Source organism: Chloroflexota bacterium (genome assembly GCA_015478725.1).
Lineage (GTDB): Bacteria > Chloroflexota > Limnocylindria > Limnocylindrales > CSP1-4 > C-114.
Genome location: JADMIG010000014.1, coordinates 1 through 23,503, shown reverse-complemented (window position 1 = coordinate 23,503; position 23,503 = coordinate 1). Strand labels below are relative to the sequence as shown.

20 protein-coding genes are annotated in these 23,503 nt (G+C 72.2%); 10 read left to right on the top strand and 10 right to left on the bottom strand.

Translation table 11 applies throughout. The features are described 5' to 3' along the window. Position 1: 1 nt before the first annotated feature. Positions 2 to 4,630 carry a glutamate synthase large subunit gene (gene gltB, locus IVW53_09900; protein ID MBF6605879.1) on the bottom strand — a complete coding sequence of 1,543 codons (4,629 nt, stop codon included), beginning with the start codon at positions 4,628 to 4,630 and terminating at the stop codon, positions 2 to 4. A gap of 287 nt (positions 4,631 to 4,917) precedes the next feature. Between gltB and IVW53_09895 the strand changes: the two genes are divergently transcribed. Genes IVW53_09895 through IVW53_09885 form a run of 3 tightly spaced genes read left to right on the top strand, consistent with a single transcriptional unit; the run spans position 4,918 to position 7,549 of the window. Beyond that, entirely contained in the window at positions 4,918 to 5,514 is a 597-nt protein-coding gene (locus IVW53_09895; protein ID MBF6605878.1) for a hypothetical protein, read from the top strand. A gap of 32 nt (positions 5,515 to 5,546) precedes the next feature. Beyond that, positions 5,547 to 6,230, top strand: a complete 684-nt coding sequence (locus IVW53_09890; protein ID MBF6605877.1) for a response regulator transcription factor — start codon at positions 5,547 to 5,549, stop codon at positions 6,228 to 6,230. Then, positions 6,227 to 7,549, top strand: a complete 1,323-nt coding sequence (locus IVW53_09885; GenBank protein ID MBF6605876.1) for a HAMP domain-containing histidine kinase — start codon at positions 6,227 to 6,229, stop codon at positions 7,547 to 7,549. The genes IVW53_09890 and IVW53_09885 overlap by 4 nt, the downstream gene beginning before the upstream one ends. Before the next feature lie 14 nt (positions 7,550 to 7,563). On the opposite strand, the gene IVW53_09880 is transcribed toward IVW53_09885, so the two are convergent. Together IVW53_09880 and IVW53_09875 are read right to left on the bottom strand one after the other, a co-directional pair. After that, positions 7,564 to 8,208, bottom strand: coding sequence for a GNAT family N-acetyltransferase (locus IVW53_09880; protein ID MBF6605875.1), 645 nt, complete (start codon positions 8,206 to 8,208; stop codon positions 7,564 to 7,566). Positions 8,209 to 8,224: 16 nt separating this feature from the next. Continuing rightward, positions 8,225 to 9,223 (bottom strand): DNA-3-methyladenine glycosylase 2 family protein, encoded by a 999-nt coding sequence (locus IVW53_09875; protein ID MBF6605874.1) that lies wholly within the window; start codon positions 9,221 to 9,223, stop codon positions 8,225 to 8,227. Between the two features lie 407 nt (positions 9,224 to 9,630). Here IVW53_09875 and IVW53_09870 point away from each other — a divergent pair, with 407 nt between their 5' ends. From IVW53_09870 to IVW53_09860, 3 genes are read left to right on the top strand one after another with little or no spacing between them, the layout of a single operon-like run. Continuing rightward, a complete protein-coding gene (locus IVW53_09870; protein MBF6605873.1) occupies positions 9,631 to 11,055 on the top strand; it encodes an APC family permease in 1,425 nt (474 codons plus the stop codon). A gap of 14 nt (positions 11,056 to 11,069) precedes the next feature. Then, positions 11,070 to 12,194, top strand: coding sequence for a P1 family peptidase (locus tag IVW53_09865; GenBank protein ID MBF6605872.1), 1,125 nt, complete (start codon positions 11,070 to 11,072; stop codon positions 12,192 to 12,194). A gap of 20 nt (positions 12,195 to 12,214) precedes the next feature. Further along, on the top strand, positions 12,215 to 13,240 hold the full coding sequence (locus IVW53_09860) for an acetamidase/formamidase family protein (GenBank protein ID MBF6605871.1): 1,026 nt from the start codon (positions 12,215 to 12,217) through the stop codon (positions 13,238 to 13,240). 23 nt (positions 13,241 to 13,263) lie between these two features. Here the strand turns inward: IVW53_09860 and IVW53_09855 are convergent, their stop codons facing one another. Genes IVW53_09855 through IVW53_09845 form a run of 3 tightly spaced genes read right to left on the bottom strand, consistent with a single transcriptional unit; the run spans position 13,264 to position 15,214 of the window. Next, entirely contained in the window at positions 13,264 to 14,127 is an 864-nt protein-coding gene (locus tag IVW53_09855) for a hypothetical protein (GenBank protein ID MBF6605870.1), read from the bottom strand. Further along, on the bottom strand, positions 14,124 to 14,579 hold the full coding sequence (locus IVW53_09850) for a DNA-binding protein (protein MBF6605869.1): 456 nt from the start codon (positions 14,577 to 14,579) through the stop codon (positions 14,124 to 14,126). Before IVW53_09850 ends, IVW53_09855 begins: the two co-directional genes overlap by 4 nt. Continuing rightward, positions 14,576 to 15,214, bottom strand: a complete 639-nt coding sequence (locus IVW53_09845) for a nucleotidyltransferase domain-containing protein (protein MBF6605868.1) — start codon at positions 15,212 to 15,214, stop codon at positions 14,576 to 14,578. Before IVW53_09845 ends, IVW53_09850 begins: the two co-directional genes overlap by 4 nt. Before the next feature lie 99 nt (positions 15,215 to 15,313). Here IVW53_09845 and IVW53_09840 point away from each other — a divergent pair, with 99 nt between their 5' ends. Next, positions 15,314 to 15,523, top strand: a complete 210-nt coding sequence (locus IVW53_09840) for a DUF2277 domain-containing protein (protein ID MBF6605867.1) — start codon at positions 15,314 to 15,316, stop codon at positions 15,521 to 15,523. Continuing rightward, positions 15,474 to 16,394 (top strand): formate dehydrogenase accessory sulfurtransferase FdhD, encoded by a 921-nt coding sequence (gene fdhD / locus IVW53_09835; protein ID MBF6605866.1) that lies wholly within the window; start codon positions 15,474 to 15,476, stop codon positions 16,392 to 16,394. Before IVW53_09840 ends, fdhD begins: the two co-directional genes overlap by 50 nt. A 32-nt stretch (positions 16,395 to 16,426) precedes the next feature. On the opposite strand, the gene IVW53_09830 is transcribed toward fdhD, so the two are convergent. Both IVW53_09830 and IVW53_09825 read right to left on the bottom strand, forming a co-directional pair. After that, positions 16,427 to 17,443 (bottom strand): (2Fe-2S)-binding protein, encoded by a 1,017-nt coding sequence (locus IVW53_09830; GenBank protein ID MBF6605865.1) that lies wholly within the window; start codon positions 17,441 to 17,443, stop codon positions 16,427 to 16,429. Then, positions 17,440 to 19,317 carry an NAD(P)H-dependent oxidoreductase subunit E gene (locus tag IVW53_09825; GenBank protein ID MBF6605864.1) on the bottom strand — a complete coding sequence of 626 codons (1,878 nt, stop codon included), beginning with the start codon at positions 19,315 to 19,317 and terminating at the stop codon, positions 17,440 to 17,442. The genes IVW53_09830 and IVW53_09825 overlap by 4 nt, the downstream gene beginning before the upstream one ends. A gap of 135 nt (positions 19,318 to 19,452) precedes the next feature. On the opposite strand from IVW53_09825, the gene IVW53_09820 reads away from it, so the two are divergent. Both IVW53_09820 and IVW53_09815 read left to right on the top strand, forming a co-directional pair. Further along, positions 19,453 to 19,752: a type II toxin-antitoxin system prevent-host-death family antitoxin gene (locus IVW53_09820; GenBank protein MBF6605863.1), complete on the top strand. Its 300-nt coding sequence runs from the start codon at positions 19,453 to 19,455 to the stop codon at positions 19,750 to 19,752. Next, on the top strand, positions 19,749 to 20,141 hold the full coding sequence (locus IVW53_09815; protein ID MBF6605862.1) for a type II toxin-antitoxin system VapC family toxin: 393 nt from the start codon (positions 19,749 to 19,751) through the stop codon (positions 20,139 to 20,141). The genes IVW53_09820 and IVW53_09815 overlap by 4 nt, the downstream gene beginning before the upstream one ends. Positions 20,142 to 20,154: 13 nt before the next feature. Here IVW53_09815 and IVW53_09810 read toward each other — a convergent pair whose 3' ends face one another. Further along, positions 20,155 to 21,408, bottom strand: coding sequence for a hypothetical protein (locus tag IVW53_09810; protein ID MBF6605861.1), 1,254 nt, complete (start codon positions 21,406 to 21,408; stop codon positions 20,155 to 20,157). 6 nt (positions 21,409 to 21,414) lie between these two features. Continuing rightward, entirely contained in the window at positions 21,415 to 23,289 is a 1,875-nt protein-coding gene (locus IVW53_09805) for a molybdopterin-dependent oxidoreductase (GenBank protein ID MBF6605860.1), read from the bottom strand. Between the last annotated feature and the right edge of the window lie 214 nt (positions 23,290 to 23,503).

The window sequence follows — 23,503 nt, the reverse complement described above, 5'->3', positions numbered from 1 at the left end:
GTCACTCGCTAGCGATGGGCGCGTGGGCCGTCAGTGTGCGGTCCGGGGCGGTGGCGGTCGGCGTCGCGACAGGTGCGAGACGGTTGCGATCCGGTATCGGGATGCGCTCCCCGAGCGGCTCGACGAGCCACACGTCGAGCGGCAGCCGCTCCCGATCCCCGAGCAGCTGGCGTGCCCGCTCGGATCCGATCGCGGCATGGTCGGCGAGGAGGCCGACGAGGTCCGCGAGTGCCGCTCCGCCGGCCGGACCGTCCGCCATGACATCCGCCAGGCGTCGCGGCGCGACGCTCTCCGGGTTCAGGGACATCGCGTGGCGGCCGGCCGGGTCGTAGAGGAATGCCCGGCCGCCGGTCATGCCGGCCCCGAAATTCGCCCCGACGGGGCCGAGCACGACGAGCGTGCCTCCGGTCATGTACTCGGCGCCGTGGGGACCGATCCCCTCGACGACCGCATCCGCACCCGCGTTCCGGACAGCGAATCGCATCCCTGCCCGCCCGACGATGTGGAGCCGGCCGCCGGTCGCGCCGTACAGGCAGGTATTGCCGGCGAGACCGCCCGGTCGATCGGCGTCGCCCGCAGCCGGGTCGGGGACGACCTCCACCCTCCCGCCGGAGAGCCCCTTGCCGACGTAGTCGTTCGCCTGCCCGACGAGCCGCAGGTGGATGCCCGGCCCGGCGAACGCACCGAACGACTGGCCGGCCGAACCGCGGAGCTCGAGGCGGATCGGGCCGCGGACGGTCCCGCGCTCCATCGCCCCACTGAGGGCTGCTCCGAACGAGCGGTCCGCGGTCGTCACGGTGAGGCCGGTCGCGGCGAGCGAACCCTGACCAGCGAACGCGGCCACGAGACGAGCCTCCAGCGGGGAGGCGGCCGCACGGCGGACCACGGTGCCGGCGGTGGAGGGATCGGCGCGGCGGGCCGCGCTGGTCGTCCAGCGCGGGGAACGGACGACGGCCCCGAGCTCGACCGTGCTCCCCCGGCCCGGTCGGAGGGCGCGGGCGCTCTCGCCGACGATCGTGCCGACGGACGTCGAACCGATCCGGGCGAGCTCCCGGCGGAGGTCCTCGGCGAGTGCGGTCGCGAACGCTTCGATGCGCTCCGGCGTTCCGCTGAACTTCGCGCGCAGATCGTCGCGCTGGGTCGCGATCCCGGTCGGGCACGTGTCGAGGTGGCACTGGCGTGCCATGTCGCAGCCGAGGGCGATGAGGGCGGCCGTCCCGAACGCGAACTCCTCGGCACCGAGGAGGGCCGCGATGAGGAGGTCGCGGCCGGTCTGGAGGCCGCCGTCCACCCGGAGCGCGACCCGCTCGCGGAGCTCGTTCCGGAGGAGGACCTGGTGGACCTCGGCGAGGCCGAGCTCCCACGGCGAGCCGACGTGCTTGATCGACGAGAGCGGCGACGCGCCGGTCCCGCCGGCATGACCGGACAGGTGGATGTAGTCGGCACCGGCCTTGGCGACACCGGCGGCGATCGTCCCCACCCCGCGGCTCGCGACGAGCTTGACGCCGATCCGGGCGGCGGGATTGATCGCCCGGAGATCCGCGATGAGCTGGGCGAGATCCTCGATCGAGTAGATGTCGTGATGCGGTGGGGGGCTCACGTAGGCGATCCCCGGCTGGCCGCGACGGAGGGCCGCGATGTATGGGGTGGCCTTGCGGGCGGGGAGCTGGCCACCCTCGCCGGGCTTGGATCCCTGGGCCATCTTGATCTCGAGCTGTTCGGCCCGGGCGAGGAACGTCGCGGTCACCCCGAACCGCGCGGATGCGACCTGCTTGATCCGCGAGTCGAGACGCTCACCGTTCGGGCCCGGGGCGTACCAGGCGGGATCCTCGCCGCCCTCTCCGGTGTTCGCCGCTCCGCCGGCGCGCTGGATGCCGATCGTCAGGGCGCGATGCGCCTCCGGACTCAAGGCGCCGACGCTCATGGCGCTGACGACGAATCGGCGGACGATCGCCGGGGCGGGCTCGACGAGCGACAGATCGACCGGCGCGCGAAGCACCCCCGGGCGCACCTCCAGACCGTCGCGGACGACCGCCAGGCCGGTCCGGGCGAGGGCCGATCGATATCGGGCGAGCGTCTGCTCGACGGTCGCATCGGGGTTCGGCTCGGCCAGCCGCTGGATCTCGGCGACGATCCGCGGCGCGTTCAGGTGGAGCTCGCCGTCGGCGCGGAACCGGGCGAGACCCTGGTCCGGGAGTCGCGCCTCGCGGCCGTCCGCCGGGAGCCCCCGGGCCGCCGCGAGCCGGCGGAGCTGGCGTTCGGCGAGGTCCCCGAACCCGACGCTCCCCGGCCAACCGCTCGTCGCCGGCAGGCAGGTCCGGACGATGTCGTCATCGAGCTCGATCGTCTCGACGAGGCCAGCGCCGATGTACGAGGAGACGGAGCCGACGCCCATCCTGGCGAGAGTCTTCCGAAGGCCGGCCTCGAGCGCACCGACGAACCGTTCCACGACAGCCTCGGCCGTGAGGTCCTCCGCACCGCGCGAGCCCGCGAGCTCGGCCGCTGCCTCGAGCGCGAGCCAGGGGTGAACGGCGGTCGCGCCGGCGGCGAGGAGCATCGCGAGTGCATGCGGGTCGAGGACGTCCGCTGCTTCGGCGACGATGTCGATCCGGCCGCGGAGGCCGGCGGCCGTCAGCGCCGCGTGGACCGCCCCGGCGGCGAGGACGGACGGGATCGGGAGCCGATCGAGTGAGGCGGCTCGATCCGAGACGACAAGGACCTCCGTCCGTCCGCCGGCGGCCGAGACAGCGGCCGAGGCAAGACGATCGATCGCGGTCCGCAGTCCGGCCGGGCCCGTCGCCGGATCCCAGGTCGCGTCGAGCCTCCGGACCGTTCCTCGCCGATCGGACGAGACGAGGGCCACAAGCCCGTCGAGGTCGACGACGATCGGCCGTTCCAGGCGCACCGTCCGGGGATGGCGCGGCAGGCCGCCGAGGAGCGCCGGACGGCGCCCGAGCTCCACGCGGAGGTCCATGACCGCCCGCTCGCGCTCGGGGTCGATGGGCGGGTTCGTCACCTGCGCGAATGACTGGCGGAGGTGGTCCACGGCCCGACGGTCGATCCGGCCGCGGCCGGGAAGCGGCGTGTCGTCGCCCATGCTCCATAGCGGCTCGTGTCCCTCGAGCGCCATGGTCCGGACATCGAGACGGAGGCGTTCGGCGTCGAGGCCAGCGAGGTAGCGGAGGGCGAGTGGAGTCGGCGTGGAAATCCCGGACCGGGACGCGTCGGATCCGGGCGGGCGGTCGAGGTGCGCCCGGCGTGGCGCGTCGTGGACGGGGAGACGACGAAGCAGCGCGGTCTTCGCCGCGGCATCCTCGAGGATCCGGCCGCGCGACGGGTCAACGAGGAGCATCTCGCCCGGGCCGAGCCGGCCGCGACGGACGATCTCGGCGGCGGCGATCGGAACGGCTCCCGCCTCCGACGCGACGGTGACGAGCCGATCCCGCGTGATCGCGAACGCGGCCGGGCGGAGCCCATTGCGGTCGACGAGAGCGCCGACGCTGCGGCCATCGGCGAAGACGAGCGCCGCGGGACCGTCCCACGGCGCGAGGAAGGCGGCGGTCCGCCGGCGGAGGGCCGCTATCGCCGGGTGCGGCGAGCGGCGGAGGGCGGCCGCTTCGGGGACCGCGGCGAGCAGTGCGACCGGCACGCTCCACCCGGAGGCTGCGAGCAGCTCGAGCGCCTCGTCGAGCGAGAGCGAGTCGGAGCCGTCCGGCGAGAGGAGCGGCCCGGTCTCGAGGAGGGCGCGGAGGAGCCCGGACGGGTCGGGATCGGCGGACCGGCCGCGGACCTGCTCCCGATTGCCGCGGACCGTGTTGATCTCGCCATTGTGGGCAAGGAGCCGGAACGGCTGGGCGAGGCGCCAGACCGGTCGCGTGTTCGTCGCGTAGCGCTGATGGAAGACGGCGTACGAGCTCGGGAGCTCCGCGTCGCCTGGAGCGAGATCCGGGAACAACCGGCTGAGCCGATCGCCGCCGACGAGTCCCTTGTAGACGATCGTCCGGGCGGAGGCGGACGGCACGGAGAGGTCCAGGCCGGCCTCGCGGGCGGCCGTCTCGGTGCGGCGCCGGGCGAGGAGGAGGCGCCGATCGAACGGGGCTCCCGATGGATGGCCGGGGGTCGGCTGGACGACCGCCTGCACGAATGCGGGTCGCGATTCGAATGCCTCGCGACCGAGGGCGGAAGGATCGGTCGGGACGGTGCGCCAGCGGAGGACGGACAGGCCTTCGGCGGCGAGCGATCGCTCGACGAGGCCCCGTCCGCGCGCCTCCCGCGTCCGGCCGCGCGGAAGGAAGAGCTGGAAGACCGCCGGCTGGTCCTCCGCGGCGGCGGTTGGGGCGGCGGCGGTCGTGGTGGCGGCGGCGGTCGTGGTGGCGGCGGACGTGGTCGCGCCGATCCGTGCCCGGAGCGCCGGTTCGAGCGGCAGCGAGATCCCCGCCCCGTCCGACGATTCACCGTCCGCGGCGAACGCGCCCCGATGCCCGAGCGAGGCGAGGCCCGCGAGTGCGAGCGGAAGGACCCGCGCGGCGGACCGGCCTCCCGCGTCGGCGACGAAGCCGACCCCGCAGGCGTCGTGTTCGTGTCGCGCGTCGTAGAGGGGCGGGTCTGGCGGTCTCCGTGGTCGGTGCATCGCAGCGCGCGTCTCCTCGATCCCACGAGATGCGTGGGGTCAGGAGCATCGGCGCCTGCCGGGCGCGGGTCGTCGTCGCTCCGGGATCGGAAACGATGCGATTGGGTGACAACGAGCCCGCCCCGGATCGCGATGGTCTCAGGACGGTCTCAGCGTGCGGGCCTACGGTCGGGACCAGACGCCGCGGGCGCGACGGCTCGGGGCCGCGCAATCCCGCCGTCACGCGGCGCGCCGAACCCCCGATCCAGCCGAATCCACCACCTCCCGCCACCACCTCGGAGACCCACATGGACCCGATCCAGCCGACCCACCCGATCCAGCCGACCCCAGTCGTCGCAGGGCGACCCGTCGGGCGGCGTGATCCCCTCACGATCCTCCTGTTCGTCGCCGCCTTCATCGCGATCGGCGGCGTGGGGTTCGCGGCCGGTCGGGTCACAGCGCCCGCGGCGGCCGTCGCGGTCGGCCGGTTCGGCGGAGGTGCCGGAGGCCTCGGCAACGGTTTCGGTGGCGGCAACGGTGGCACCGGCGGGGCAGCCGGGCTCGGCGGCGGCGGCATCGGCCGGATCTTCGGCGGGACCGCCGCACTTCGCGGTACCTTGACCGCGATCACGGCCGACCACATCACGCTCAAGCTCACGAATGGAACGACGATCGATATCCCCGTCGACAGCTCGACCACGTACCACCAGCAGACGGCAGCGTCCGCGAGCGCGGTCGCAGCCGGCTCGACCGTGCTCGTCCAGATCCGCGCCGGAGCGGGCGGCGTGCCGGGCGGTGGCGGTGGGACCGCACCGGGTGCGGGCGCGAGCCCGGCCGCGAGCCCTCGTGTCGGCGGCACCCGGACCATCGGCCCGGCCTCCGACATCACCGTCGTGGGCCAGTAGCCGCCGGTCCACGGTCATGAATCGGTAGCGCGGTGCACCTGCTCATCGTCGAGGACGACGTCCGGCTCGGCCGCGCGCTCGCCCGCCTGCTCCGTGACGACCGGCACGTCGTCGATGTCACCGAACGCGGCGAGACGGCGCTCGAGCTCTTCGGCGCGGCGGGTGGCATCGACGCGATGATCCTCGACATCGGGCTGCCGGATATCTCGGGTCTCGAGGTCGCCCGTCGAATCCGGGCGAGCGGTTCGAGTCTCGCGATCATCATGCTCACCGCCCGGGATGCGATCGACGATCGGGTCGCCGGGCTCGACGCCGGGGCGGACGACTATCTCGTCAAGCCGTTCGCCTACGACGAGCTCGCGGCGCGACTACGGGCACTCGATCGCCGCGCGACGTCGGGCCGGGTGGGCCGGAGGGCGGAGCGACGCGTCGTCAGCGGCGGCATCGTCCTCGACGAAGCATCGCGGCGGGTGTATCTCGGCGGCACGGAGATCGACCTTTCGCGCCAGGAATTCGCCCTCCTCGAGTGCCTGCTCAGGAATCCGGGACGTGTCCTCTCGCGCGACGAGCTGCTCGATCGGGCATGGCCGGTGGGCGCCGCCCTCACCCCGAACGCGGTCGAGGTGTACATCCACTACCTGCGGACGAAGCTCGGCGTCGAGGGCGCGCGGATCCAGACCGTCCGTGGAGTCGGATACCGGCTCGCCGGACCATGACCGACGCGCCGCGACCCGCCCCGATCGCGGGTCCTGGGCCGGACGCGCCGCTCCTTCGGAGGACGCGCTGGCGACTCGTCGCGTGGAGCGCCGGGACGATGCTCGCCGTCCTCGCCATCCTCGGCGCCGCGATCTATGCCGCCGTCGCAAGCTCGCTCGCGACGACGAGCCTCGATCAGCTCCAGCATCGCGTGGCAACGACCGAGCGGTTCGTCTCCAAAGTCCCCGACCCGTTCCCCGACCGGCCGGCCGGCGAGGCGCCGGTGGGCGTCTCCTTCGGTGGACCGGCGCCGGGGACCATCGCGATGATCGTCACACCCACCGGCCAGGTCATCGGTCCGTCGAATCGCCTGGCGGGCCTTCCGATCGACGCGGGCGTGAAGGCCGCACTCGCCGGACTGACGGACGTCCGAACCGCATCGGTGGGTGGGGTCCCGGTCCGGGTCCTCAGCCTTCCCGTCCCGCGAGCCAACGGGACGGTCGTCCTCCAGGTGGTCCAGGACATCAGCGCCGAGCAGGGAACGCTCCGCACGCTCCTCCTCATCCTCGTCGTCGGCGGGCTGGCGGCCGTGGCCGCCGCCGGCGCCGGCGGCTGGGTCTACGCGCGGCGGGCGCTCGTCCCGATCCGCGACTCGCTCCGCCGCCAGCGCGAGTTCGCCGCCGATGCGAGCCACGAGCTGCGGACGCCGCTCGCCGTGATCCGCGCCACCGTCGAACATCTCGAGCGACATCCGGAGCGGACCCTCGGCACGGAGTCGGAGGCCCTCGCCGACGTGCGGGCGGAGGTCGACCACCTCGCGGGGCTCGTCGGCGACCTGCTCCTGCTCGCGCGGACCGATTCGGGGATCGAGGAGCTCGCACCTGAACCGCTCGATCTGGAGCGGATCGCGACGGACGCGGTGGATGGCCTGCGGACCGTCGCCGCCGGACGATCCATCGATGTCCAGGTCGAAGGATCGGCGACGCCGCTCACGGGAGACCCGACTCGCCTCCGGCAGCTCGTCACGATCCTCGTCGACAATGCCATCCGCCACGGACCGGCTGGATCCGTCGTTCGTGTGACGGTCCAACCCGGCGAACACGACGGCGGACGGCTCATCGTCGAGGACGCCGGACCTGGCATCCCGGAGGAGGACCGGAGCCACGTCTTCGACCGCTTCTGGCGCGCGCCGGGTGCGTCCAGCGGCGGCACGGGCCTCGGATTGGCGATCGCCCAATGGATCGTCCAGCGTCACGGCGGTTCGCTCGTCGTGGGCGAGGCGGCGGGCGGTGGGGCACGTTTCGAGGCGGATCTGCCGGCTGGCGCGAGCCGTGCCTGAGCGAGCGGCGAGCGTCAGTCGCCGGGCGGCGCCACGCCTTCTCGCCCACCCGCCGCGATCCGCCCGACCAGCCGCGCCCGGACCGCCGGCCAGTCATCGTCCGTGATCGAGTACCACGCGGAATGGCGCATCCGCCCGCTGTGGGTCAGGACGTGGTTCCGGAAGATGCCCTCGAATGTGGCCCCGATCCCCACGAGCCCGGCCCGCGACTGCTCGTTGAGCGAGTCCGTCTTGAACTCGACCCGATGGCAGCGCCAGGTGCCGAAGGCGTGGTCGAGCATGAGGAGCTTCGCCTCCGAGTTGATCGCCGACCGCTGCCACGGGACGCCGACCCAGGTCCAGCCGATCTCCGTCCGATAGTCCGCTGCGACGATGTTGCCGAAGCGGCTGCTGCCGACCACCCGCCCGGTCGCTTGCTCAACGGTGACGAACGGGAGCGTCGTGCCGGCCGCCCGGCCCGCAAGGGCGGTATCGACGTACGCGCGGAGGTCGTGCCGCGTCCGGATCGGGAACGAGATCCAGCGCCACAGTGACGGCTCGCTTGCGACCTCCCAGAGCTCGTCGAGCCGATCTGCCTCGAGTGGCTCGAGCCGGACGTGGTCTCCCTCCAGGGTCACCGGCTCGACGCGGAGCGGCGGCGTCGCGAAGTCGTGGTCCATCCGTGTCCCTCGGCACTCAGAGCGACTCGATCCGCCGGCCAGCGTAGCGCGGTCCGTGGCGCGGCGCGGCGATGCCGGCCACCTCGAGGAGGCGGATGACCCGCCCGCGCTGACCGGCGAACGGGGCGAGGAGTTCGAGCATCCGCTCGTCCGTCCCGCGCGGCTCCCGGGCGAGGGCCCAGGCGACGAGGTTCGGGAGGTGGAAGTCCCCCACGCTCACCGCGTCCGGATCGCCCCACGCTCGAGCCGCCACCTCCGCCGCCGTCCACGGGCCGATGCCCGGGATCGCCTGAAGCCGCGCCTGCCCCTCCGCAGAGGGGAGCTCCGTCGTCGCCTCCAGCCGGGTGGCGGCCGCCGCGACTCGCCGGATCGTCTCGGCACGGCGTCGCTCCAGGCCGAACGGATGGAACGCGAAGTACGGGAGCGCGGCGAGGACCTCCGGTGCGGGCGGCAGCCGAAGCCCGGTCGATCCGTCCGCTCCCGCCGGCCCAGGTGCGGTCTCGCCATGCCTGTTCGCGCCCGCCGCGCCCATCGGCCCGGGCGCTCCTGCCGGCCCGTTCGCGCCTGCCGGCCCGGGCGCCGGTTCCCCGTGCGCGGCGACGAGACCGCGCCACGCGCGATGGGCCTCGTCTCCCGTCACCTTCTGCTCGACGATCGCCGGGATAAGTGCCTCGACGACCCCGAGCGTCCGCGGGAATCGAAGCCCGGGATGGCGGCCGGCGAGCTCGCGGAGAAGCGGATGATCGGCCTGGAACGCGGCCGGATCGTCGCGCAGCCCGATGAGCTCGCCGGCATGCTCGAGGGACCAGCCCGCACCGTCACCCCACGCCTCGACGTCGACCGCGCCGTCGCGGGCCGCGAGGTGGAGGGTCGCCGGCCCATCGGGCGTGCGCGTCGCGCGCCACACCCCGTCCGGCCCGATCCGCATCGTCGGATCGCCCCGACCACGCCGCAGCGGGGCGAGCGTCCGCCCGAGATCGAGCGGGCCGTCGAGGCGGATCGTGCGAGTCGGCATGCGCGCCGTCTCCCTCCGTACCGGGTCTGCGAATTGTCAAATGACCCTCAGGCGGGCGCTCGTCGCCGGAGCCTCGAGTCGATGGGCCGTTCGTGCCGCGCGCTGAGCGTAACCGGCGGCGCGGGCGGCGCCTGACTCCTGACACCGGACCGCCAGGGGAGCGTGTGTCACAAAACGTTCTGACCAATGCCCGTGTGAGGGCCATCTGGCGGGAACGAGCGGCTGGTGGCGGGCTCGGACGGGGTGGAGGAATCGTCTCGTCCTGCAGGAATCGTCTTGTGGACGAGCCCGCGACCTCGTACGATCGCGGGCATGCGCCGCGGGGAGGCTGGCGCGCGTGCCGACCGCCGGGTCTGGGGTGCGACGCCGACGGCAACCTGATCCATCGGGGGGCGGAGGAGCGGTCGATGGCTGGTGACGGACGTCCGGGCGACGAGGTCGGAGGCGAACAGATCCTCCATGCGCTCGGCTACAAGCAGGAGCTGAACCGGGCGGTCTCGGTCCTTGGGACGATCGCCCTCGTCGTGTCGGACATCACGCCCACGGCATCCCTCCTCGTCATCGGTCCGGTGGTCATCGCCACCGCGGGCAGCGGCTCGCTGTGGGCGTACATCATCGGCTGCTTCATCGCCATCAACGTCGCCCTGTGCATGGGCGAGCTCGGTTCGATGTTCCCGGTCGCCGGTGGCCTGTACTCGATCGTCACCCGGGTCCTCGGCCGGCCGGTCGGCTTCCTCGCCCTCCTCGACTACATCGGCCAGGCGATCTTCCTGCCGGCGAGCGTCGCGATCGGTATCGGCGTCTACGTCCAGGCCCTCAACCCGGGCATCCCGTCGAACATCGCCGCGACGGTCGTCATGATCGCGGTGACGGTCATCGCGATCCTCCGGATCAACTTCAACGCCGTCCTCACCGGCGTCTTCCTCCTCATCGAGCTCGTCGTCGTCACGGTCCTCGCCCTCGCCGGCTTCAGCCACTGGCAGCAACCGCTGACGATCCTCACGAACCCGGTCATGGGCGACGGCTCGGCGGTCGGACTGCCGCTCATCTTCACTGCCGTCGCCATCGCGATGTTCTCGGTCAACGGCTACGACAGCGCGATCAACTTCAGCGAGGAGACCAAGGGCTCGGCATCGCACGTCGGGCAGGCGGTGGTCCGGGCGGCGATGATCGGCATCGTCTTCGAGCTCATCCCGTTCATCGCCATCGTCTTCGGGGCGCCTGACCTCGGCAAGTTCATCGGCTCGCCGACCCCGCTCACGGATGTCGCCCGATCCGCCTTCGGCGACACGTTCGTCAACTTCCTCACCTACGGTGCGATCATCGCGATCTTCAATGCGTCGCTCGCGATCACCCTCCAGTTCGCCCGGATCGTCTGGTCGTCCGGCCGCGACCGTGCCTGGCCCGGCCCGATCAGCGACGCGATCGCCCAGGTGCACCCCACGCTCCGCACGCCGTGGGTGGCGACCATCCTCACCGGTGGCATGGCCGCGATCCTCTGCTTCCAGTCGTCTCTCGTGACGGTCGTCACCTTCACGGCCGTCCTCCTCATCGTCCTCTACGCGCTCATCGCCCTGTCCGCACTCGTGAGCCGGATGCGCCAGGCGAGCCTCCCGCGGCCGTACCGGATGCCGTTCTGGCCGGTCCCGCCGCTCATCGCCCTCGTCGGCACGATCGTCGCGATCACCCAGCAGAAGACGACGGACCTCCTCATCGTGGGCGTCATCGCGATCGTCGGGATCGTCTACTTCTTCCTCTTCCTCGAGCCGAACAAGGACCGCTACTGGAACATGTCCACGGACACCTCGAGCGAGCTGTCACGGCTCCCGTAGCGAGGGTCCGAGCGATGGCCGGCGACCCGCCGCCGGAGGAACGCGGCCGGATCCGGGACTTCGGCCTGTCCGTCGGCGTCCACGTCCCCGGGCTGAACAACGCGATCACGGACGTGGCCGGGGTCCGGGTCGGTCACCAGACGGTCGTGCGCGGCGCGCCCGGCTCGGGCGATCCCGTCATCCGGAGCGGGGTCACGGCGATCTGGCCGCACGGCGGCGACCTGTTCCGCGACCGGCTCTACGCGGCGACATCCGTCTTCAATGGCTACGGCGAGGTGACGAGCAATCTTGTGATCGACGAGTGGGGTCTCATCGGTTCACCGATCGTCATCACGGACACGCCGCACGTGGGCCTCGCCTACGACGCGGTCAGCCGGTACATGGTCGGCCGCGATCCGGCCGTCGCGGACCTGGACATCGTCATCCCCGTCATCGCCGAATGCGACGACGGCTTCCTCAACGACAATCGGGCCTTCGGCCTCACCCGGGAGGACGTGGACGCGGCGCTCGACGCGGCGACCGACGGGCCCGTTCCCGAGGGCAGCGTCGGCTCGGCGACCGGGACCCAGCAGTTCGACTTCAAGGGCGGGATCGGGACCTCATCCCGCGTCCTCGAGCTCAAGGGCGAGCGATACACCGTCGGCGTCCTCGTCAACACGAACTACGCGAACCGCCACCAGTTCCAGCTGTTCGGGGTGCCGATCGGGCGGCAGATCGCCGATCTCATGCCGGAGCACCACCACGAGGGATCGTGCATCGCCGTCGTCGCGACGGATGTGCCACTCCACCCGCGCCAGCTCCGGCGTCTCGCCCGACGGGTGGACGTCGGCCTCGCCCGGACCGGCTCCGTCGGCAACGACGGTTCGGGCGAGATCTTCATCGCCTTCTCGACGGCGAACCGGATCCCGCGCGAGACCGCCCGCATCGGCCATCCCATCGAGGTCCTCGTGGAGGGCCAGTTCTGGACCCAGGGCAGCCCCATCGATCGGCTCTTCGAGGCGGTCGCCGACGCGACCGAGGAGGCGGCCCTCAACGCCATGTTCACGGCGACGACGGTGCGCGGGCGGGACGGCCACGTCCTCCACGCCCTGCCCATCGGCCGGACGCTCGACCTGCTTCGATCGTGGAGACCGCTGTGACCGGACCGCTCGCGCCGACCATCACCCGTTTCGTCCAGGACCCGAAGACCTACGCCTGGACGTTCGGCGGCTACGACCCCATCCGGCGGGTTCGTCCGGGCGAGGTGCTCGACGTCTATGTCGAGGACTGCTTCGACGGCCGCATCCGCAGCACGAGCGACCTGCCGTCGAAGTCGATCGAATACCCGTTCATCAACCCCCAGACCGGGCCCTTCCATGTCGAGGGCGCGGAGCCGGGCGACACGCTCGCGATCCACCTCATCGACGTCCGACCGGCCCGCGACTGGGCGGTGAGCACCCACGTCCTGTTCTTCGGCTCGCTGACCGGAACCCGCTACACCGCGACGCTCCAGGAGGCGCTGCCGGAGAAGGTCTGGCTGTACCGGGTGGACGCGGCGGCCAACGAGCTCTCCTTCGACGCCCTCGATTCGGACTACGAGGTCCGCCTGCCGCTCGAGCCGTTCCACGGCACGATCGGCGTCGCGCCAGCCGCCTTCGAGCGGCGGAACGTCCTCGTCCCCGAGGCGTTCGGCGGCAACATGGACACGCCGGAAGCGAAGGCCGGCACGACGATCTACCTCGGCGTCAACGTGCCGGGCGCGCTCTTCTCGATCGGTGACGGTCACTACCGGATGGGCGAGGGCGAGGTCTGCGGCGCGGCGGTCGAAGGGGCGATGAACACGACCTTCACGGTCGACGTCGTGAAGGGCGTCTACGCCGAGTGGCCCCGGCTCGAGAGCGACGACTCGATCATGGTCGCGGGTTCGTATCGACCGCTCGAGGACGCCTTCCGGATCGCCCACAGCCAACTCATCCGCTGGATCGTCGCGGAGAGCGGCCTCTCCGTCTCCGATACCTACCAGCTCGTGAGCCAGATCGCTACCTCGCGGATCGCCAACGTCGTCGACCCGAACTACACGATCGTGGCCAAGGTCCCGAAGCGGTTCCTGCCGCGCGACATCCCGTGGATGGGCGGCGTCCACGACCGCCTGCGGGCGATCGGACGGGCGGTGATGGCGACCGGCGGTGCCAGCGGCGCCGGCTGAGCGTCAGCCCCGGCGGCTGAGCGTCAGCGTCGGCTGAGCGTCAGCCCTGGCGGCTGAGCGTCAGCCCTGGCGGGTCCGTGCCGGGTGCACCGGCTCGATGACCTCCCACGGACGGCCGTTCCAGCGGGCGGGCGGTGCCATCGTGATCCGGGCCAGGGCGATGAGGGTCTCAGGGCGGCGCAGTCCATGATCGCCCCTGCCGCATTGACCCACGAGTGGTCGCGCTGCGGCGATCGAAAGAAGGCGAGCGCACCGAGGGAGGTGTGGGTCTCCTCGATGTCGGCGAACCAGGTCTCCCAGACGAGGAACTGGCCGTGGAGCTGGTCCATCGTCCCGAGGCGGTGGAATCGCTGGAGCATCGCCACCGCCGTGGGCGGCGAGTCCGCCCGGACCTCGAGGAGGTTGACCGCAAGCTCGCGCCGCGAGAACGCGGCGTACATCGTCGGCAGGTACGCGATGAGGAGGGCGAGGAGGAGCAGGCCGATGCCGGCCTCGCTGAACGCGGCGAGGTCCTGGGGCAGCCCCGCGGACGGGGCGAAGCCGAGGGTCAGGAGCGATGAGCCGCTCACCCGGAGCGCGGCGCTCCACGAGTCGACGCCGAGCGCCCAGAAGATCGCCGTGTATCCGGCGAGGACCAGCGTCAACCAGACGACCGGCAGGAGGAGCAACGACACCGGGGCGAGGTAGGCGAGGACGTGATCCCGGAACGCATAGGGCTTGCGCGGGGGGCTGAACGCATCGAACAGGCGACGGGTGGTGACGAACACGAAGCGCGCGACCGGCTCGTTCGAGGCACGCGGGAGGACGACGACGCGGATCGCGGACATGACCGCCCGGGTCGCGAGGAAGGCACCGGCGGCGAACGCGACGAGCTTGAGGAAGATCACGGTCCGCCGACTCCACGGCCGGCGCCGGTCGGCGCCACCACCTCACGCGCCGCCGCGGCAAGTCTCCGCGCCCAGCCGACGGACGCTCGGGCACGCTCGGGCGATACCGTCAGGACTCCGTACTGTGCATCGTCCTTGAGGGCGAGCACACGGCCGAGATCGCGGGCCATTGCCTGGCCGCCCGGGACGATCGTGCGGACGAGCATCATCGCCTCATCATGATTCTGGCCGCGGGCACGCCGCCCGAGTGCGGCGCAACACGCGGCGTCCGTTGCGGCGATCCCGGCGAGGACGGCGAGCGACGCTGCAACACTCGTGAGCGAGAGGACCTGGTCGTCCGACTGGTCGAGAACGAGATCGGCGACGATGAGGAATGACTCGGCGTGGCGAAGTCGGACAGCCGCATCGGCGGGGTCGCATGGTGCAGTTCGGCCGCTCCGGCGGGGACTCATTGCTGGATCGCGGGCTCGAGGCCGTCGACGAGCGAGCGAAGCGACTCGCCGGCGAGGGGCACTCCGTCGCTGAGCCAGTTCTCCACCAGTGGGTCGTCTGTCGCGACGTGAGCGCCGAGTCGGGCACGGTCAATGTCGAACGCCTGACACCGGTTTCCCGTCCAGATCAGGAGGCGATCACGGAGCGCGTCGATCTGTGTCTGCCACACTTCGTCGCCCTCCGCCAACGCGTCAGGGCGGATAATCAACAGGTCGATGTCGCTCCCGGCGTTTCCCTCGCGCCGCGCGGCACTCCCGAAGAGCGACACGTGAAGTGGGGCAATCGTCCAGCCGGCGACGGCGGCCCGGATCTGATCCAGGACGTGACGGCGGAGGCCGATGAGATCCTCGAGTGCCGGCCAGGCGAGGTGCGCGCGGTTCGCCGCGTACAGGGTCGCACTGGCATGTTCCTCGGCGCTGACAAGCCCTTGCGCGACGAGGCGTGCCAGGACGAGCTGGACGCCGCGGACGCTGCCGGTGCCGGCGAGGCGGTGAACCTCGCGCCCGGAGAGCCCACGGGTCGTGCCGGCAAGGACCTCGAGGACCGGCGCGTCGAGCGTCGGGATGATGCCACGGATTGGGTGCGAGAGATCCACTACTGAATACTAGACTAGCCACACGAATAGTCAAGTACGCAGGTGACTACCTGAATGCGCACTCTGGACACAACCCCGGGCTCGCCGTACCGTGGCGCCATGTGCCGATCGATCAGGACCCTGCGCAGAACCGACCCATCCGTCCCGCCCGCGACACCCGACGAGGTACAGGCCGCTGCGCTGCAGTTCATCCGCAAGGTGAGCGGCTACCGGGTGCCGAGTCGGAGGAACGCCGAGGCGTTCGAGGCAGCCGTCGCCGATGTCGCCGCCGCATCGAGCCGGCTTCTCGACCGACTCGCCGCGTCGTGACCAGGCCGCCTCCGACTCGCCGGTCGTGACGGACCAGTTCCCGACACGCCGCACCGCGCGGGCCGCGATCATCGCCGTCCGGGGCGCGAGCGTCGACCATCGGCCGGATACCCTCGTCGGCGAGGAGCCGATGGAGATCCGGGCGGCAGGGCCCGCGCAGCAGCCGGTCGCGGTCGCCGTGACCATGCGGACCCCGGGCTCGGAGGCCGAGCTCGCCGTGGGGTTCCTGCGGACGGAGGGCCTCATCGACGGACCCGAGGACGTCGCGGCCGTGGAGGTCGGCGATCCCGCCGCGCTCGCCCAGCCGGATGACGTCGTGACGGTCCGCCTCCGTCGCCCATTCGACACGACCCGCATCGCCGAGCGTCATTTCGTCGCCACGGCGAGCTGCGGCATCTGCGGGAAGGCTTCGATCGACGACGTCGCGGTCCGCTGCGATCCCCTGCCGGAGGGTCAGCCGGTCATCCACCGGGACGTCATCCTCGGCCTGCCGAGCGCGCTCCGCGCCGCCCAGACCGTCTTCGAGGCGACCGGCGGCCTCCACGCGGCGGGGCTCTTCACCCCCACCGGCGAGCTCGTCACGCTCCGCGAGGACGTCGGTCGCCACAACGCGCTCGACAAGCTCGTCGGCGCGGAGCTCCTCGCCGGCCGCCTGCCGCTCCACGACCGGGCGCTCCTCGTCTCTGGGCGGGTGAGCTTCGAGATCGTCCAGAAGGCAGCGGTCGCCGGGATCCCGATCCTCGCCGCGGTCTCGGCTCCCTCAGACCTCGCCGTCGAGGCGGCCGAGCGCCTCGGCCAGACGCTCATCGGATTCCTCCGCGGGGACGGGTTCAACGTCTACGCCCATCCCGAGCGGGTCGCAGGCATCTGATCCGACGGGCGGCCGCCTGCCGCTCCGCGGAATCAGCCCTCGCGGTTCTGGACGAACTCGAAGCCGAAGCGGCCCTTGACGCACAGATGGCCGTCCGTCACGGATGAGTCCATCGGCGAGCTGACCTTGACGATCGAGTTGTCCTGGACGTGGAGGGTCAGCGCGCAACCCACGCCGCAGTACGGGCAGATCGTCTCCGTGACGGTCTGGGCCGACTCGTCCCACGTGCCGGCCGCCCGCATCTCGTGCTCCGAGCGGAACATGAGCGCGCCGGTGGGACAGACGCCGATGCAGTTGCCGCAGTAGACGCACGCCGAATCCGGCAGCCCGACGTTCCATTCGGTCGAGATCCGGGCGTCGAATCCCCGACCGGCCACGGCGATGGCGAACGTGTTCTGGGCGTCCACGCCGCATGCCTCGACGCACTTGTAGCAGAGGATGCAGCGGCTGTAGTCGCGGACGTACAGCTCGTTGTCGACCTTCACGGGCTGGCTCACCGTCGCGGCGGTCGGCTCCCCCGCGGCCGGGTGATGGTGGCCGGACTCGCGGGCGTCGCGCTCGTCCGCGGCTGCCGGCGCGGCGGCGTCACCATAGCGACTCGGGTCCGCGCCATATCGCGCGGCATAGGCAGCGATCGACCCGTCCGGTTCGCGCGGACCGGCGAGCGATACGTCCACGGACGAGCCGAGGAACTCGAGGACCATCTTTCGCGACAGGCGGACCCGCTCCGAGTCCGTCTGAACGTCCATCCCGGCCTCGGCCGGGCGCGAGCAGGCCGGCACGAGCGTCCGCGACCCGGCGACCTCGACGACGCAGATGCGGCAAACGTTGACCGGCGTGAGGTTCTCGACGTAGCACAGCGTCGGGGTGTCGATCCCCTGCGCCCGGCAGGCGTCGAGGATGGTCGAGCCGGCGGGCACTGCGACGGCCCGTCCGTCGATCGTCAGCTCGACCGGCGGGCGCTCCACGGCGGGCGGCGGAACCGGCGGATGGCTCGGTCGCGCGGGCGGCTCGAACGGGATCCGGGCGATATCCGCCTCGGCCGTCATACCGTCACGACTCCCACCCGCAGCGCGCTCTCGATGGCCGACGACGCCGTCTGGCCGAGGCCGCAGATCGAGGCGTCGCGCATCGCCTGGCCGATCTCGCGAAGGAGACCGACCTCATCGGCCGTCGAGCCGCGCGGCCGGCCGGCGGCGAGCCGGGCGAGCAGCTCCTCCTGACGGACGGTTCCGACGCGGCACGGGACGCACTGGCCGCACGACTCGTCGCGGAAGAAGGCGGCGATCCGGCGGAGCGTGCCGACGAGATCGTCCGTCTCATCGAAGACCATGACGACGCCGGAGCCGAGCGCGGCGCCGATGGCCCGCGTGCCCTCGAACGTGAGCGGCGTGTCGAGCGCCTCCGGGCCGATGAATGTCCCGGCCGCGCCGCCGAGGAGGATCACCCGGATCGTCCGGCCACCCGGCGCGCCACCGGCGATGTCGAGCAGCTCCCGCAGCGTCGTCCCGAACGGGACCTCATAGACCCCGGGTCGGGCGACGTGGCCGCTCAGGCAGAAGAGCTTCGGGCCGCTCGAGCCCTCCGTCCCGACCGCCGCGAACGCGGCCGCCCCGTCGCGGAGGATGAGCGGGACGTTGACGAGCGTCTCCACATTGTTGATCGCCGTCGGCCTGCCGAAGAGCCCGACCTCGACCGGGAACGGTGGCTTGTTCCGCGGTTCGCCGCGGCCGCCCTCGATCGATTCGAAGAGCGCCGTCTCCTCGCCGCAGATGTACGCGCCGGCGCCGCGGCGCAGCTCGATGTCGAAGGCGAATCCCGAACCAGCGACGTCCGGCCCGAGGAGCCCGGCCGAGCGAGCCGCCGCGATCGCCGCCGCCACCCGCGTCGCCGCGAGCGGATACTCGGCACGGAGGTAGAGATAGCCGCGGGACGCCCCGGTCGCGAAGGCCTCGATCGTCATCCCCTCGATGACGGCGAACGGGTCGTGCTCGAGCAGGACGCGGTCCTTGAAGGTGCCGGGCTCCGACTCATCGGCATTGCAGACGAGATAGTGGGGCTGCGCCGGCTGGCTCGCGACGGCGGCCCACTTCCGGCCGGTCGGGAACGCGGCGCCTCCGCGGCCGAGGAGCCGCGACGCGGTGACCTCTTCGATCGTCGCCACCGGCCCGATCTCGAGGGCGCGGGCGAGTCCCTCGTATCCGCCCGATGCTCGGTAGGCCGCGAGGCTCGTCGGATCGATCCGACCGACTCGGGCGAGGAGTCGGAGCGCGGGATCGCCAGCCTGGGGCACGATCGCACGGACGTCCGCCTCCGGTCCTCGCGCTCGGGACGCGCCGCGGAGCCGGGCCGCGATCCCGATCGCGTCCACCGGGGCCGCCTCGAAGGCACGCGGCGTCTCCCCGGCGACGGTGAACAGCGCGGCCGGAGCGCGCTCACAGAGGCCGAGGCACGGGCTGCGCAGCCAGGTCGACGCGGTGCCGTCCGCGGTGGCGGCCGGCGTTCCGGCCGGACCGATGGTCCGCTCCAGCTCGGCGCACGTCTCCTCGGCTCCGGAGAGCCGGCAGGCGATGTCGTCGCAGACATGGGCGACGATCGGCGGCCGCTCGCGGGTCGCGAACATCGCGTAGAACGTCGCGACGCCGTACGCCTCGGCGGGCGGGACCGTAAGCCGTCGGCAGATGTAGCCCAGTGCCGGCTGGCTGATCCAGCCGATCCGCTCCTGGACCGCGTGGAGGGCCGGCAGGAGGAGGTCGCGACGTCCGCGTGCCTCGTGCCCGCCGCGCGCCGCGTGCCCGTCGGCGGTGGTCCGCGCTCCGCCGCGCCAGCCGGATACCGGTGGCCCGATCTCCGGATCGAGGACCGCGTCCACCGCCGAACGCTCCGCGGGTGAGGCGAGCGGTGCGACGACATGGATGTCCACTCGCCGGAGTGTAGTACCGCGGCTGTCGCACCGGGGTGCTGAGGCCGGCCTGGTCGCACGCGGCGGGCCGGGCTCCCCGGCGGGCCGGGCTCCCCGGCGGGCTCAATCGCAGCATGATGTGCTACCGTGTGCTACATGAGCGAGAAGGGCGGACCGCCGGCCCGGGTCGGCGTCCGTGAGCTGCGTCAGAACCTGTCCGTCTACCTTGACCGCGTGAAGGCCGGCGAGAGCCTCGAGGTCACGGAGCACGGCGTTCCGGTCGCGCGCCTCGAACCGCGACGCCCGGAGCCGCTGATCGGCCTTGCCCGCCTCATCGCTGAGGGAGCCATCACGCCGGCGACGATGGACCATCGGACGCTTCCTCCGCCGCCGAAGATCCCCGGTCGACCTATCAGCGAGATCCTCCAGGAGATGCGCGACGAGGACGACCGGTGACCGCGGTCACCTACGCGGATGCCTCGGCGCTCGTGAAGCTCGCCGTGGAGGAGCCCGGGTCGGCGGAGATGCAGCGGTGGTACGTCGAGAGCGAGCGGGTGATGACCAGCCTCATCGGGATCGTCGAGACCCGGCGAGCCACCGCGCGGCGGCCGCACGACCCGGGCCACCTCGAGAGGATCGTGGCGTCCGTCGAGGTCATCGCGGTGGCGGCCCACATCGCCGAGCGGGCGTCGAGCCTCGAGCCGCCCGAATTGCGCACGCTCAACGCGATCCATCTCGCCACCGCACTCACACTCGGGGCCGACCTGGCCGCCTTCGTCACCTACGACCTGCGCCTCGCCGCCGCCGCGCGCGCCCTCGGCCTGCCGGTCGTCTCGCCCGCCTGAGAGCCGCTCCCGCTCAGAAGGCGACCGGCGACCAGCTCCTCCCGCCATCGCGGGTCATGAGCAGCCGCCCGCCGCCGGCCTGGTCGGTCGCGATCGCGACGCCCTGGGTCGCGGTCGTGAAGCCGAGATACGTGATCGCCTCAGTCGCCGAACCCACGGTCACGACCCGCCAGGTCCGCCCGCTGTCCGCGGAGATCGCGATCGCGCTGCCACTGGTCCGAGTGCCGGCGATCGCGATCGTGGTCGCCGTCGGCATCGCGATCCACGACGGGTAGCCGAGTGGAAGCGTGCCGGCGACGAGCGTGAAGGTCAGGCCGCCGTCGCGGGAGAGGTAGAGGTGAGCGCCCATCGGCAAGCCGCCCGACGGTGGTCCCCAGACGCCGGCATCGCACGCGGCGACGAGATTGGAGGCGTCCGCGGCGGCGAGGAGCGCCGGTCCGTTCGCCGTCGCGCAGGGCGGCTGCCAGGTCCGCCACGTGCCACCGACGAGGCGGGCGCCGGGTGCGATCACTGTCCGATCGACCTCGAGGAGCCAGCCGGCGGAGCGGCTCAGGACGAGGTTCGGGCGCGGGACGGGCCCGGCGCCCAGGCTGACCGCCGGCCCGGTCACGTGCCAGGCGTCCGTGGCGACCGGGCTCGTCGCGAGCCGGATCGCGCCAGCGGTATCCGCGACGAGAGCGGTGACGGTGCCGCCGGAAGCCTCAAGTCCCATGACGGAGTCCGCCGGCAGGCCCGGCACGGACGTGGGATGCCAGGTCGCCCCGCCATCGTGCGTCGCCCACAGGCTCGATCCGAATGACCAGCCGTCGAGCGGGTCGGCGAACCGGATGGACGACACGCCGGGCTGCCCGATCCCGGCCGACGGCACCGCGGCAGGCGCCGGCGCAGCGGTCCACGTCCGACCGCCATCCGTCGTGCGCCTGACGGCGAGGCACGAACCGGCCGAGCAGGGAACAGTGCCGATGACCCAGCCGTCGTTCGCCGACACGAACGTCACGGCGGTCGGCGTGAACGCCACGGCCGGGGACGCGCTCGGTCGGGAGGAGGGCGATGGGTTGGAGGAGGGCGACGCGGTCGGACCGACGATCGGCGAGGGTCCGGGCGCCCCGGACGGCGCTCCCGATGGAGCGCCCGGTGCGACGGACGCGCTCGGTCCGGCGACCCCGGTTGGCGACGGCTGGGCCAGGGAGATCGAGGTCGAGCCGCAGCCCGCGATCGCCGCGACCGCGACGAGCGTTCCGATCGTGCGGATGAGCCGAACTGCCATCGGCCGTCAGCCGGCGCGAGCCGAGGCCGTCGCGAGGGCGACCGGCAGCTTCTCGATCCGGATCGCCGTCGCCTTGAACTCGGCCGTGCCGGATTTCGGGTCCGTCGCGTCGATCGTCAGGAGGTTCGTCGCGACGTCGTCCTGGAAATGGAGCGTCATGAACGCGAGGCCGGCCCGGAGCGACGGGTCGATCCGCACCGGCGCGACGAGCTCGCCCCGCCGCGAGATCACACGGACGCGCTCGCCGCTCTCGAGCCCGTAGGTCGCGATGTCCTCCGGCGACAGGTCGAGAGACTCGCCCCGACGGAGCGGCGACCGGTATCCGCCGGACTGCACGCCGGTGTTGTACGAGTCGAGCCGGCGGCCTGTCGTGAGGCGGACCGGGAAGTCCTCCGTCAGGCGATCGACCGGTGGGTCGTGGTCGACCGCGACGAACGGCGCCCGGTTGCCCGGGACGGGATCCTCCCACAGGCGGCTGTGGAGGAAGAGCTCGCCCGGATGCGTCTCGTCGTAGCACGGCCACTGGATCCCGCCGAGCTCCTCGAGGCGGCGGTAGCTCATCCCGGCGAACGGCGGCGCCAGCCGTCGGACCTCGTCCCATGTCCGCTCGGCGGACGCCTCGCCCCAGTCGCTTCCCATCCGGCGGGCGAGCTCGTAGACGATCCACAGGTCGTCGCGGGCCTCCCCGGGCGGTTCGAGCGCCTTGCGGACGCGCTGGACCCGGCGCTCGGAGTTCGTCACCGTCCCCTCGGCTTCGGCCCAGGCGGCTGTGGCCGGCAGGACGACGTCGGCGATCTCGGCGGTCTTCGTGAGGAAGATGTCCTGGACCACGATGAACTCGAGCCCTTCGAGGAGCCGCCGTGTCCGGTGCTGGTCCGCCTCCGACTGCATCGGGTTCTCGCCGATGACGTAGAGGGCGCTGAGCTCGCCGCGGTCCATCGCATCGAACATCCCGGACATGTGCCAGCCGCGCTTCGGCGGCACCGGCACGCCCCATTCCCGGTCGAACTTCGCCCGGAGCGCGTCGTTCTCGACGTACTGGAAACCGGGCAGCCGGTCCGGCAGCGCTCCCATGTCCCCGCCGCCCTGGACGTTGTTCTGGCCACGGAGCGGGTTCACGCCGCTCCCATAGCGGCCGACGTGGCCGGTGAGCAGCGCGAGGTCGATGAGCGCGAGGACGTTGTCGACGGCGTTGTGGTGTTCGGTGATGCCGAGGGTCCAGCAGATCATCGCCTTGTCGGCCGTGGCGTACGCGTGGGCGAGGTCCCGGATGGCGTCCGCCGGGACGCCCGTCTCGCGCTCGGCGTACTCGAGCGTGTACGGCTCGACCTTCGCCCGGTAGGCATCGAAGCCGGACGTCGCCCGGGCGATGAACTCGCGATGCTCGAGGCCGGAGGCGATGATCTCGCGGCCGACGGCGTTGGCGAGGGCGATGTCCGATCCGACGTCGAGCCCCAGCCAGACGTCCGCCCACTCGGCCGAGCTCGTCCGGCGGGGATCCACCGCGTAGAGCCGGGCGCCGTTGTTCACTCCGCGGAGGAGATGATGGAAGAAGATCGGATGCGTCTCCCGGGCGTTGCTGCCCCAGAGGACGATGAGGTCCGTCTCCTCAGCCTCGCGGTAGGAGCTCGTGCCACCGCCGGCACCGAAGATGGTCGCCAGACCGGCGACCGATGGGGCGTGTCAGGTCCGGTTGCAGCTGTCGATGTTGTTGCTGCCGAGGACCGTCCGGCTGAACTTCTGGGCGGCGAAGTTCACCTCGTTCGTGGCCTTGCTGCAGCTGAAGAGGCCGAACGTCGTCGGGCCGTGGGCCGCCTTCGCTGCCTGGAGCCCGGTCACGGTACGGTTGAGCGCCTCGTCCCAGGTCGCCGGCCGGAGCATGCCCGTGCGGCGGTCGCCATTCACGACGCCGTCACGGACGAGCGGGGTCGTCAGGCGGGTGTAGCTCTTCGGCACGGGTCGTCTCCTCGAGCGCTGTGGGTCGGCTGCCGAACGTCGCGACGAGTGTACCGCCGTCCGTTCGGCGCGGCGCGATCGTGCGAGGGGCGCGGGCGGGCGGGGCGCGCGTCGGGGGGTGCGGGCGGGCACGGGGGGG